Here is a 12,785-nt window from a genome sequence, read left to right as displayed (position 1 = left end):
ATATAAACAAATTTAATTTTTTTAATTTTTTTAATTTTTGTAAACAGAATAAGGGAAAAATGAGAATTTGTCAAATACAATTTTAATATTCCATGGTGTACAATAGTATATATATTTATATGTCGTATAAAGTATCCGTGCTATATATTTTGTTTTAGGGATGATGAAATATAAGCAGAATTACTAAATATAAGCATTGTTGTGGGAGGTAGTATGAGTATTACCATGTATTATGGTCGCGCTGGTTCCGGTAAGACCCGTGCCGTATATGAACGCATTCGGCAGGTTATCACCGAATGCCCAGGTGACCCTATTATTTTGCTCGTTCCAGAGCCAGCCACCTATCGCGTGGAACGGGAACTTGCGGAATTTATGCCTCAAGGAGGCTTTACGACGGTCCGCGTCGTTGGCTTTGGCCGATTGGCCTATCAGGTATATCAATCGATAGGCAATGTAAAGGCTCAGCAACAGAGTATATCTCAATTGGGTAGAACCATGTTGCTAAGCCTTGTGATGAAACGAAAAGGAACTGAATTAGGCCTGTTGTCGCAAGCCGCTAAACGGCCAGAGTTTTCAGCGGTATTGCAAGGTTTATTTTCTGAGTTTCGCTCATTTCGCATTGGACCTGATGAATTAGAATCTGGTGCACAGCGCGTATCAAATGGTGTATTACAGAAAAAGCTACAGGAATTGGCACTATGCATGTCGGCCTACGAAGAGAAATTGCAGCTTCATGGGCAAATTGACGGGGACCCTATCATGGACCTTGTTCATGCATTGCCACAGTCTCCATTGATGGAAAACTGTCATGTCTTTGTCGATGGATTCCACTGGTTTACACCGGTTCACTTTGAGCTGTTATATATGCTCTTTGATCTTGCTGTAGAATCTGTAATCACCGTCGATTTACCAGCTGACCCTAAACGTATATTGGCTAATAAAGGTCGTCATGGCGTCTTTAATCGCTCCGTTGAAATCTTGGAAAATCTCCATAAGGAATATGGAACGAAATTGTCCTTTCAGTCTTTTACAGGGCATAGAGGGACCCCTGTGTTGCAATCTTTAGAGGAAAATTTCTTTCACGGTAAGCACAATACTACGGATGAACATATACCGCTTGTAAGTGCCTATAATCGAGAACGCGAAGCGGATTGGGTGGCTCGTGATATTCTTTCCTATATTGAAAGCAGTCCTAATGCGCGCTATCGCGATATATGTATTATGCTGCGTGAATCCGAAACCTATGGAGATACGTTGGAAAAGGTATTTACTCGCTATGGAATACCTCATTTTGGAGACCGTCAACGACCTATGAACAATCATCCGCTCGGAGAATTGATGACGGATTTGCTTGGTATCGTTAAGCATAGTTATAGTCGTGACATCATGTTTCGTTTATTGAAAACGGATTTGACACCTCTTACTCGCGAGGCCGTAGATGAATTAGAAAACTACGTGCTCGAATTTGGTATTGATCATCTACAGTGGGAACGAGATAACTGGTCCTATATGCGCCGCGTAGCGGGGCTTTCAGACGAAGAACAACCGGATGCACCGAGACATGCGCGCGTGAATGCATCGAGACAGGCCATCATGGATATTTTGATACCTTGGTTCGATTTTGCTACGTCTAGCGATGCGCATACAGGGGCGGAATGGTGTAAACATATCTACAGAGTCCTCGAAGAATTACAAGTGCCTCAACGTCTCTATGAATGGTCCTTAGAGGCTGAACGAGATGGCGATTTAGAATCTAAGGCCAGTCACGAGCAAATGTACAATGCGGTCATTGGATTCCTCGATGAAATGATGGTCCTCACCGATACGGAACCATTGACGTTAGATGAAATGATAGCCCTCTTAGAAGAGGCCCTCGACAATGTTCATTACTCCATGATTCCTCCGTCCCTCGATCACGTAGCGATTACCACTATAGAACGGGCGTACAGCCAATCGTGGCCTCGGGTCTATGTGATGGGCCTTAATCAAGGTGTGTTCCCACAAAACATGGGCGACGAAGGTTTGATCAAGGATAGAGAACGGGAAGCATTAGCTGAGGCGGGCATCGTTCTTGCGGAAGGCGCCTTGCCGAAGGCGTTTAATGAAAATTTCCTTCTTTATTTAGCGATGACGCGGGCCGAGCAGCATTTAACCATATCCTATGCAGGTTCCAATGATGAAGGGGAAGGACTTGAAAGTTCCCTCGTCATTAAACGATTACAATCCCTCGGTTTCTGTACGTCCCCTATAGAGGTTCCTTTCACCATTCAAGACGGTACAGAAGATGAATACTTATGGCGTCCATACCAAAGTCTATCTCTATTATCTGAACGTTGGGGCGCTTTGTTTAGCGGAGTACCTGTGTCACCCCTATGGTGGGGACTCTATAACTGGGCTCGCCATGATGGGGCCTACAGACCACGCTTAGAGGACGTGAGCCGTGGTATTCGCGACAATAATGATGTACCTATTATTGCGCCGGAGTTAGTAACTGGTCTGTTCCTCAAACGGGGCTATATGTCTGGGTCGGTAACGCGCCTTGAAAAATATCGTCAATGTCCGTTTAAATTCTATGCTCAATATGGCTTGAAATTAGAGCCTCGCAAGGTTCGTTCCTTTGGGGCCCCTGAAATTGGTACCTTTTTACATGCCAATTTGGAGCGGTTAGGAACGCAACTATTATCCGAGCATAAGCAATGGCGTGATTTAGATGAAACGGCGCAACAAGAATTATGTGCTCGCGTAGCAGCGGATATATTAGAAGAAAACCGTTATGATGAGGATGAAAAGACAGCCTATGATAAGGCTATTGAAGAGCGCGTTGTGAGAACATTACAGAAAACGGTATCGCGCCTTGTTGATTGGTCTAGCCGGTCCTCCTTTGATACGATGTATTTAGAACAGGACTTTGGACGTCCCAATGGATGGGACTCCATTAAGGTATCCCTTGGAGATGACCGCTATTTACGTTTAGTAGGGCAAATTGACCGTATTGATGAATATAATCGTGATGGTCATACGTACGGCATGGTTATCGACTATAAATCGGGTAGTACATCGGTTAATGCACAAGAAATCTATTATGGCCTAAAATTACAATTGATGACCTATCTGTTGGCATTAGAATCGGCTTATAAGAAACACCATGATCAACCGATGACACCGGCCGCTGTGGTGTATACATATGTAAAAAATCCACGAACGCCAGCGGGTGAGCCTGTGTCCTATGAAGAGGCCAAAGCCTTGGCGGATACAAATGGGGCCCTTAATAATAAAGGATATTTTACAGATGATATCGATATGTTGGAAAAGATGGATAAAAATTTGCTCACCTATAAGAGCAAAGGTCCTTATGTGCCCGTTCGTATTACGGGAAAGGGATCCATCCATTCTGGGGATATGAAAATTGTTAAATCCTCCGGCGACTTTGATATTATGTGCCGCTATACGGAATCGATTATGGCGGATACCGGCTCTGCCATCGGTAAGGGAGAATTCCCGATTGCTCCCTATCAGTTGAATAAGGCCATTCCTTGTTCCTACTGCGATTACAAGACCGTGTGTCGCTTTGATAATGAGCGCAATCAATACAATTATTTGAGCGCTCTAAATGAGGCGAATGCCCTTGAAAAAATGCGCGATGCCCTCAATGATTCATCGAATTCGGCAGAGTCTAACGATAGTTTTTGTGAAAGTTCTAATACCGATAGTTCTATGACAGGAGGTGACGATAATGGGCGTTAAATGGACACCGGAGCAGGAATCTGCCATCATGTCCCCGAAGGACAGTAATCTAGGGGCTCAAACCTTGCTCGTCGCCGCTGCTGCTGGTTCTGGTAAAACGGCGGTTCTTGTAGAGCGTATTATTACGCGGTTGAAAGATATGGAGAATCCTTTATCCGTACAAGAATTGATGGTCGTTACCTTTACGAAGGCCGCTGCCGCTGAAATGAGCGCTCGTATTGGCGTCGCCTTAGCTAAGGCCATGGAATCCACCGATGATAAAGCGTTACAAGCGCGCCTAGAGCGACAGCTTAATCTATTGCCATCGGCACATATTTCTACACTGCACTCCTTCTGTCAGTGGGTGATTCGATCTTATTTTTATAAACTAGATATTCCGCCTACAGCCCGCATCGGCAACGAAGCGGAAATGGCCCTCTTAAAACAAGAAGTGTTAGAGAACCTTTTGAAAGAGGCTTATGAACATAATACGTATGGTATTTTTGACCTATCTGATTTCTTTAGCGATGATAAATCTGATGCAGGATTGCAAGATAAGGTGCTCAGCCTCTATGAATTTGCCATGTCTCAATCGAATCCTGACGGGTGGATGCGCCATGCCGTAGAACCATATAAGGCTGCTCAAGAGCAGGATTTACGAGATACCTTATGGGGCCGTGCTATGTGGGACGACCAACAGGCCGAAATCAACCGCATTGCAGACCGCATCGAACAGATGGAACCTTTACTTGAAAGCCCTGTAGGTCCTAAGAAATGGGACAAGGTGTACCAAGAACAATTAGCTGCATTAGCCCAATTAAAAGGGGCACAGACTTGGTCCGATATGGTCGATGTATGCCGTAATTTAGATACCTTTACAAAAGCTAATTTTACAAGCCTTGGCAAAGCCTTAGAAAAGGGCGAAGTCGATGGTGCGTTAGCAGACGAATTTAAATCGCTAGGCTCTCAAAACAAGGATAGCTTAAAGGGGATGAAAAACGGTCTATTTCATATTGATGAATCCGTTCTGCAACAGCAATTTAAAGACCAATATCCGCTCATTCATAACCTTGTAGAATTGACTATCGCCTTTCACAAAGCCTATGACGAGGCTAAAAAAGAGCAAGGCATCATGGACTTTAGTGATTTAGAACATCTCTGCTTGGCACTCCTTGTGGAACCAGGCACAGAAGATGATCCACAACCATCCGAAGTGGCCCTTGAGTTACAGGATACGTTCAAAGAAATCATGGTGGACGAATACCAAGATACGAATGGTGTACAAGAAACTATTATCAACCTCATTTCCCGCGTGGATAATCGTTTTTATGTAGGCGATGTGAAGCAAGCCATTTATAGTTTCCGTATGGCGGATAGTTCGTTATTTATGAACAAGTACAATACGTATGGGCTCATGAATGATGCCGTAGAGCGCCGCATTGATTTGGCGAAGAATTTCCGGTCTCACGAAAATATTTTGACTACTACGAATTTTATTTTCTACCAAATTATGACCCAAGAGGCAGCGGAGCTTGATTATGGCGAAAAAGAATCGCTTATACCGGGCCGTATCGTAGAAGAGGCTCCATCCGATTGGGTGGGCGGCGCTGTAGAATTACATCTCTTGGATACGAGCGATACGAATCGTTCTGATGAAACCGATGGTGATTCCGAAACCGCAGGCGATGAACCGGAGAACAATGAGCGAGAACTGGATTTTATCATCCAAAAAATCAAGGAATTACATGCCTCGAAGAAACAGGTGCAAAATGCGGATGGCTCGTTCCACCAAATTCAATGGCGCGACTTTGCCGTATTGCGTAGGTCCCTTGCTGGGTGGGGTACACGGGCAGTAGCAGCTATGCGTCAAGCCGGTATTCCAGCCGTTGTTAATGAACGAGATGGCTATTTTGAAGCGCAAGAAATCCAATTGCTCTTATCCTTGTTACAAATCATCGACAATCCTGAGCAGGATTTGCCGATGGCCGCCGTATTGCATTCAGGACTTGTAGGGCTTGATGCCAATGAACTCGGTGCATTGCGCCTTACCGGGGACGGATCTTTATGGTCTGTTATGCCTCTCTATACAGAACAGGCTCAAGATGAACGTTTGCTCCAATTCATCGCTCATATCGAGCGTTGGCGCACATTATCTCGCCGTCATGGTGTAGCTGATTTGTTGTGGGATGTTTACGAAACATTGGACTACGTGAACTACGTAGGCGCCATGCCGAATGGCCTCGTGCGTCGCGCCAATGTGATGGCCCTCTATGAACGGGCTAAGGGATTTGAATCCTCCGGATTCCGAGGGCTCTTTAGGTTCCTTCGCTTTGTTGAAAGCTTACGCGATAGCAATCAAGATATGGCCGTTGCCAATGTAGTTACCGAAGCAGATGACGTAGTGCGCCTTATGACCATCCACAAAAGTAAGGGCCTTGAATTCCCTGTTGTATTCCTGTCTGGCGTACAAAAGAAGTTCAATACCATGGACTTTAATTCTCCGTTATTAGTCGATAAAAATGGCGGTATCGGATTAAAGGGCTACTACCCAGACATTCGCGTATCCTATCCGTCCATGCCGTGGCTCTATTGTAAATCCATCAAATCGGATGCTATGAAAGCCGAAGAACAGCGTATCCTCTACGTTGCATTGACACGAGCACGGGATAAACTATTCTTGACCGGATATATTAACAAGGAAATCAAAAAGGAAAAGGGCGTTGGCGCTCATATAAAACATGCGGCCTTGACGCAGACCCAAGCATTAGGTGCCGATCTAATCAAAGCTGGTAATTCCTATTTGCATTGGCTACTCATCGCCTTCGCCCGTCATCTAGATGGGGGTGCACCACTTCGCAATATCATTGAACTCGAAGGAGAAACAAATTTTGACTTGCTCGACCGTCAATGTCAGGTAAAGGTAGAGATTCATGATGGTTCTCTTTATGGAGATTTAGATTATAAGGCTGATGTGGATGAAACGACCATCAATACGGTTCGCGTATTAGGTAAGGTGAATGATGTAGCATTGCCAGAGAAAATCGTACAGCGCTTTGCTTTCACCTATCCAAATCTTGTAGCGGCCAAGACGACGGCTAAGATTTCTGTTAGTGAATTGAAACGACGATTTGCCGAACGTGATGCGGAGGCTGTATCGGCTACAGATGTATCAATGCAACAGAAACCAGTAATATCCTTTGATATAACTGAGGATACGACTGGTGAGAATGCCATATTAGATACAAGCATTCCTACTATTAGTGGACCGGAGCTAGCCGATTCCGTATTTGGTCGTAAACCACTGGCTATTGCAGCAGCTGATGAGGTCGTAACGGGTGCGCAATGGGGCACATTGATGCATGAAGCGATGCAATGGCTACCTGTTAAAAAGTATACACAAAAATCCATGACAGATATGCTTGATTCATTGCAAGCAGAAGGTAAATTTAGTGATGAGGAACGCAGTCTATTAAGTGATCGTAGCTTATATGGATTCTTTAACTCTGATCTTGGCCAGCGTCTCATTGCATCAAAACGAGTGGAACGAGAATTGCTGTTTAGCATGCTCTTTGACGGCAATCGGGTATATCCTGATGTAGAGAATGGTGAGCGTCTATTCTTACAAGGGATTATCGATACAGTTTTTGTAGAAGATGATCAATGGGTCCTCGTGGACTATAAGACGGACCGCGTTAAGAGTGGCGATGAGCTCATTCGTCGCTATAAAATACAAATGGACCTCTACAAAGAGGCCCTAGAACGATTGACAAATATGCCTGTGAAAGCAAGTTATATTTATAGCTTCCGCTTGCATGAAGCGATTCTGTTGTAAGCACATATAAGACAATCTACTTAGCATAATACGAACCCCCTTTACTGATTTGCCAGCAAAGGGGGTTCGTATCGCTTAGAGAAGCGGTTTTTTCTTTTGATGTTTTGTCGGTGCAAATACCTTGAGGACTCGTGGTAATACCTCGAGGTCTACAGGCATATACGGACCGGCATCACCATCCATATTGGTTGGTAAATTATCTACATTGCTCAATAGTTCGATATGAGCTTTTCTGACCGTCAATGTAGTGGTATTGCTAGAGTTATAGATGGCGCCGCTTAGGATAAGAGGGAGAACCTTGAAGATATCGAGGATAAAGTATTCCTTAAAAATAACGAGGCGCATATACCCATCATCTACGGAGGCCTCTGGCATAAAGCGTTCAAAACTGGAAACTACATTGGTAAGTAGAGCCAGTACAAGAGGCGATTTACAGATGAAATCATCATCTTCCGTTTGAATGCGGTATGTATAGTCCTTTGTAGTGAAGAGTGCTTGACCGGCGCGTAAGAAGTAGGCTAATGGACCTAAGATGCGTTTTTCCTTTGGTGTTACCTCTTCGATAACCTTTGGAATGACACCAGCTGCAATATTATTGCAGAAGTATTTATCGTTGCAGCGACCAATATCGATGGAGCGAACTTGGTTGATATCGAGGCGGCGAATTGCCTCTAATGGTCGTTGTGGAATGCCGAGAGCACGAGACATATCGTTAACAGTTCCTACCGGAATAAAGCCAAAGGTTGCTTTGAAACCGCCTTGGGCGATACCGTTTACCGTTTCGTTAACGGTACCATCGCCACCCATGCAGAAAACGGCGTCAAAACCATCCTCACAAGCGGCCTTTGCAAAATGGGTTGCATCGTCGGCACCGGTGGTGAATTTAACTTCAATTGTGTCAAAAAGGGTGCTCAATTTCCACTGTAAATCAAGGGCGTATCGGCGTGCTGCACCGCCGCCAGATACAGGGTTAATGATAACCAAACAACGACTCATAGGGGTAACTTCCTCACTTTTTAACTGTGACTATCTTGAAATTGACAGTCATATGTACGGGACTTATAATTATAGGGTATACAATTATTATATATACATGTGTTCGTATATAAAAATGCTTACATTCTATTATACTCATTTTAGGCGTTCATTGAAAGTATGAAAGCGTGTAAACATTAGAGGGGACCTAAGGCTAGAAATATGACAAAAGACGTGAAGGGTACAAAAGAACCAAAAGATGTGTATCATTTTTCCGCTGTAGATTCAATTGAACGATTGCCTTTAAGTGAACAAGTTTATGTGACCTTGAAACAGGCTATTTTAACAGGGGAGCTATTACCGCAAGAAAAACTAAATGAAGTTAAGATCGCAGAACAGCTCAAAGTCAGTGCAACGCCAGTTCGCGAAGCTTTCAGAAAATTAGCAAAAGATAATCTTGTTGTTATCGTGCCATGGAAGGGCGTTACCGTTAAGGCGGATACACCAGAAGAAATCGTGGCGCTGTATCAATGTCGCGAAGTTATGGAAGGTTTGGGGGCGCGTTTGTGTGCTCGTCACGCTACGCCAGAACAAGTGGCAGAGCTTAAGGAATTATGCAAGGAGATGCATGCCATTGAGGACGCTACGGCACGCGTAGAGGTTAATAGCCGATTCCACAGCATGATCGCTCAATTCTCTGGCAATGATCGCGTTGTTGATTACTTAGCCGATTTCCGTGAACGAGTAAATCGCGATATGTATTTGAGTTCCTTCAATGCAGTGCGCACACACGATTGTGACGATGAACATGATCACATCGTAGATGCCATTGAACGTCACGACGAAGTGGCCGCAGAAAATGCGATGCGCAAGCATATCAATAATGCATTTATCTTTAAGCGGGCTAATGCGGAATTACAAGATAAGAAATTGAACGAAGTATAAAAACTACATAGACATAGTAAAAAGGACCCTAAATAGGGTCCTTTGTTTTGCAAAGTCATATATAAGATATTGTAAGGGGGGTATCTTTTATATATGTTGTACGTCTTAAGTAGGAATTATTTTAATTTTATTAATCTAATTTTTGGAAGGTTATATAATGTTGTTTTTGTTGAATATAAGAGAGTGTAATAAGGAATAAATTTTGTCTCTATTCATGAATGAAGTCTATAGATTAGAGACGTTTTTTTAGTTCCAAAAAGCGCTGGTGTGCTAGTCGGAAAAATTCGACTCTTTCATAATGTTTGGAAAGATGTCTATTACAGGATTTATAGTCTTGCGTACGAAGATGTAGCAATTGACTCGTAGAAATATTGAGGCAATAAGCAATTTTAAATACTACCTCGATGGATACGCCTGATATTCCGTATCCACATTCTAATTTACTCAAATAGCTGCGACTAATGCCCACGACATCGGCCAATTGTCGTTGTGAAATGCCCATCGATGTTCGCAGGGTAGAGATTTTGTGACCCAAGCACATGTATTGTTGCTGGAATTTTGGGTCCTGATAGTGATTCCGTCGGTAGGCAGGCATTGTAAGTGTAGGATCCTTCATAAGACCTCCTTTCTGATCCCTACCTTGTGCTTTTAGTATACTTAGCAAATACATTGTTGACTAATACGTAATATGTGATAATTATTATATATATATGATAATTACACGAATCGTTAATTTTATGGAGATCTATTATGGAAAAATATATAGCAATCGCCTGCGGTGGTGCTCTTGGTGCACTAGCGCGAACAGTGGTAGGGGAATGGGTAATGGCGCGGTTAGGACCTTATCCTTTTGGCACCATTATGGTTAATTTAATCGGGTGTTTAATCATCGGTATCATCTTAGGTGCCTATCTTTGTAGACCCGACTGGCCTCAATGGGTTCGGTTCTTCTTAGTCGTTGGTGGCCTTGGTGCCTTTACCACATTTTCTACATTTGCCTTTGAGCTTTTACAGCTCTTAACATCTGGTGATATTACAGATGTTCTATTCTATGGGACGGTGCAAATCCTCGGCGGTTTAGCCCTTTGTGCCATCGGTATGTGGATTGCTAAACTCGTATGTGCGTAAATGCATATTAGCAGCTATCATTCATATGATATAGTAAATATATTGCTATATATTACGTTTGATATACATGAAATAGAATATATGTTGAAAGGTTAGATTATGAAAGAAATAAAAGTACAAGATGCAGTTGGACATGCATTGGTACACGATATTGTACGCATCGTCATCGGCGAGGTGAAAGATACACCATTCCGCCGCGGTCATGTGATTACAGAAGCAGATGTACCTAAATTACTCGATCTTGGTAAAGAACATATTTATGTGATGGAACCAGAAGATGAAGGCTTTCTTCACGAAGAAGATGTGGCCCGTGCCTTGTATGCCATTGCCAAGGGCGACCATATGCACGATGGTCCTATGGCACAAGGCAAAATAGAGGCCATTGCCGATGTGGATGGTCTACTCAAGGTGGATGTAGATAAACTATACGCTATCAATAGCATCGGCGAATTGACCATCGTTGCAAAATTGAATAATACGCCTGTGAAAGCGGGCGATAAAATTGCCGGTATGCGTTGTATTCCATTATTGCTAGAAGAACAACAAGTAACAGCAGCTCAAAAAATTGGTGGACCTATCTTAACTATTAAGCCATTTGTGCGCAAAACAATGGGCATCGTTACAACTGGTTCTGAAGTATTTGAAGGACGCATTAAAGATGCTTTCACACCTATCATCGAAGAACGTTGTGCGCCATTTGGGGTCAAAAAAATCGCCCATGAAATCGTGACGGATAACACAGACGATATTGTGGCGGCCATTGATAAGGTGAAAGCAGCGGGCGCAGACATCATATTCTGTACCGGCGGTATGAGCGTAGATCCTGATGATTTGACACCGGGTGCCATTAAACGCTACGCAGACCGCGTTGTAACCTATGGACTTCCTGTATTGCCAGGCTCTATGGTATGCATTGCATACTGTGCTGATGGTACCCCAATTCTAGGCGTACCAGGTGGTGTATTGTTTAGCAAACCAACAGCCTTTGATGAAATCGTGCCACGGCTCATCGCAGACGATGAGATTACAAAAGAAGACTGTATCTGTATGGGGCATGGTGGCTTCTTAGGATAAAATAGATTTAAAGATAGCTTTTATCTTTGTGATAGAAGTGTTTATACCTGAATAAAATAAGAAATATACCTAAAAAGGGACTGTAGTGAAATGCGGTAAAACTGTATTTCGCTACAGTCTTTTGGTGTTATTATACAATTTCTTAATATTACTCTTACTGGTATACTATTTATAATGATAATGGTCTTATTTTAAAGGTAAAACGATTACAGGTGTAGATAAAGGCCGTATTAGTGGTGTTTATGCAGAATAAGAGTCAGATGTGTTATGAGAAGGGTATCGTCGGTGGAAAGATAAGGTAGAAAAATGAGTAGACTTGAAATGTTAGGATATATTTGGATTTTTATGTCTCTATCATTATCTATGGGGTTATATAAACTTGAGATTAGTAAACGTGTCATTGATGAAGAGTATGAATACATCAAAAGACACAGAACTTTTGGCAATTTAACCAAGTATTTATCTATTATTGCCATTATAAGTATATTGCTACTAAACTTTAACTTTTTAGTCTATAAAGATTATGAGTTTATATCACGTTTTGGGGGAGCTTGGGGATTCTTCGTACTTTTTATAATATGTACAGGATTTTTTCAAAAGAGAGACAGTTTATATTATAAACGTGGGATTATTGCTATTGTTTCAATATTATTTGGTGCTATAGGTGTAAATGATACTCTAAGAATGTACAAAAATGATGATATAAGAATGTACAATTTTAATTGTATCACCGATACTATAGTTGAGGTGATAACAACATGCAATACGTATACGCTATTAACAGTTCATTTACTGTAACATCATTATTAGACTTACCATTATTAAGGGTCATTCTGGAGGTTTGCAATTTGAAACCTAATTATAGTTTACTAGGTCGTGAATTAGGCTATGATAGACGCACCATAAAATCTCATTATGAAAATGGAACGCCTGATCCACATCGTCATAAACCATCTATGATTGATAAATTTTATGACGTAATACAGACTTTATTATCTGATGATACACCCCAACAATTTTATTATAAGCGTGTCTTGTGGCAATACTTGGTAGATAACCATGGACTCACAGCTGCTTACTCTACATTTCGCGGTTATATTTTAAAGAT

At 42.4% G+C, this 12,785-nt stretch carries 8 protein-coding genes and 1 pseudogene; 7 read left to right on the top strand and 2 right to left on the bottom strand.

Translation table 11 applies throughout. The annotated features are described in order from the left end of the window. Positions 1-213 precede the first annotated feature (213 nt). Positions 214-3,744, top strand: a complete 3,531-nt coding sequence (locus tag O3598_RS02760) for a PD-(D/E)XK nuclease family protein (protein WP_371451678.1) — start codon at positions 214-216, stop codon at positions 3,742-3,744. Next, positions 3,734-7,555, top strand: a complete 3,822-nt coding sequence (addA, locus tag O3598_RS02755) for a helicase-exonuclease AddAB subunit AddA (protein ID WP_371451676.1) — start codon at positions 3,734-3,736, stop codon at positions 7,553-7,555. The genes O3598_RS02760 and addA overlap by 11 nt, the downstream gene beginning before the upstream one ends. Positions 7,556-7,630: 75 nt before the next feature. Here the strand turns inward: addA and O3598_RS02750 are convergent, their stop codons facing one another. Continuing rightward, positions 7,631-8,551 carry a diacylglycerol/lipid kinase family protein gene (locus tag O3598_RS02750; RefSeq protein ID WP_156718313.1) on the bottom strand — a complete coding sequence of 307 codons (921 nt, stop codon included), beginning with the start codon at positions 8,549-8,551 and terminating at the stop codon, positions 7,631-7,633. A 201-nt stretch (positions 8,552-8,752) separates the two neighbouring features. Between O3598_RS02750 and O3598_RS02745 the strand changes: the two genes are divergently transcribed. After that, on the top strand, positions 8,753-9,475 hold the full coding sequence (locus O3598_RS02745; protein ID WP_005384516.1) for a GntR family transcriptional regulator: 723 nt from the start codon (positions 8,753-8,755) through the stop codon (positions 9,473-9,475). Positions 9,476-9,707: 232 nt separating this feature from the next. Here O3598_RS02745 and O3598_RS02740 read toward each other — a convergent pair whose 3' ends face one another. Further along, on the bottom strand, positions 9,708-10,016 hold the full coding sequence (locus O3598_RS02740) for a helix-turn-helix domain-containing protein (protein WP_255308923.1): 309 nt from the start codon (positions 10,014-10,016) through the stop codon (positions 9,708-9,710). 209 nt (positions 10,017-10,225) lie between these two features. Here O3598_RS02740 and crcB point away from each other — a divergent pair, with 209 nt between their 5' ends. From crcB to O3598_RS02720, 4 genes and pseudogenes are all read left to right on the top strand, one after another. After that, on the top strand, positions 10,226-10,603 hold the full coding sequence (gene crcB / locus O3598_RS02735; RefSeq protein WP_371451674.1) for a fluoride efflux transporter CrcB: 378 nt from the start codon (positions 10,226-10,228) through the stop codon (positions 10,601-10,603). Positions 10,604-10,702: 99 nt separating this feature from the next. Continuing rightward, a complete protein-coding gene (locus O3598_RS02730) occupies positions 10,703-11,677 on the top strand; it encodes a molybdopterin-binding protein (RefSeq protein ID WP_371451673.1) in 975 nt (324 codons plus the stop codon). Positions 11,678-11,983: 306 nt separating this feature from the next. Beyond that, a complete protein-coding gene (locus O3598_RS02725) occupies positions 11,984-12,475 on the top strand; it encodes a hypothetical protein (RefSeq protein ID WP_244167425.1) in 492 nt (163 codons plus the stop codon). After that, a pseudogene (locus O3598_RS02720) lies at positions 12,436-12,785 on the top strand (IS21 family transposase); the annotation flags it as partial. The gene O3598_RS02725 and the pseudogene O3598_RS02720, both read left to right, overlap by 40 nt.

The sequence above is a fragment of the Veillonella atypica genome (genome assembly GCF_041431435.1).
In the GTDB taxonomy this organism is placed as follows: domain Bacteria; phylum Bacillota; class Negativicutes; order Veillonellales; family Veillonellaceae; genus Veillonella; species Veillonella atypica.
The sequence above is the reverse complement of the archived record's forward strand: the minus strand, read 5'-3'. Positions and strand labels throughout refer to the sequence as shown.

What these genes read in the sequence shown, in the direction of transcription:
- O3598_RS02760 (WP_371451678.1), top strand. Translation starts at nt 214, where the DNA reads ATGAGTATTACCATGTATTATGGTCGCGCTGGTTCCGGTAAGACCCGT.
- addA (WP_371451676.1), top strand. Translation starts at nt 3,734, where the DNA reads ATGGGCGTTAAATGGACACCGGAGCAGGAATCTGCCATCATGTCCCCG.
- O3598_RS02750 (WP_156718313.1), bottom strand. Translation starts at nt 8,551, where the DNA reads ATGAGTCGTTGTTTGGTTATCATTAACCCTGTATCTGGCGGCGGTGCA.
- O3598_RS02745 (WP_005384516.1), top strand. Translation starts at nt 8,753, where the DNA reads ATGACAAAAGACGTGAAGGGTACAAAAGAACCAAAAGATGTGTATCAT.
- O3598_RS02740 (WP_255308923.1), bottom strand. Translation starts at nt 10,016, where the DNA reads ATGTGCTTGGGTCACAAAATCTCTACCCTGCGAACATCGATGGGCATT.
- crcB (WP_371451674.1), top strand. Translation starts at nt 10,226, where the DNA reads ATGGAAAAATATATAGCAATCGCCTGCGGTGGTGCTCTTGGTGCACTA.
- O3598_RS02730 (WP_371451673.1), top strand. Translation starts at nt 10,703, where the DNA reads ATGAAAGAAATAAAAGTACAAGATGCAGTTGGACATGCATTGGTACAC.
- O3598_RS02725 (WP_244167425.1), top strand. Translation starts at nt 11,984, where the DNA reads ATGAGTAGACTTGAAATGTTAGGATATATTTGGATTTTTATGTCTCTA.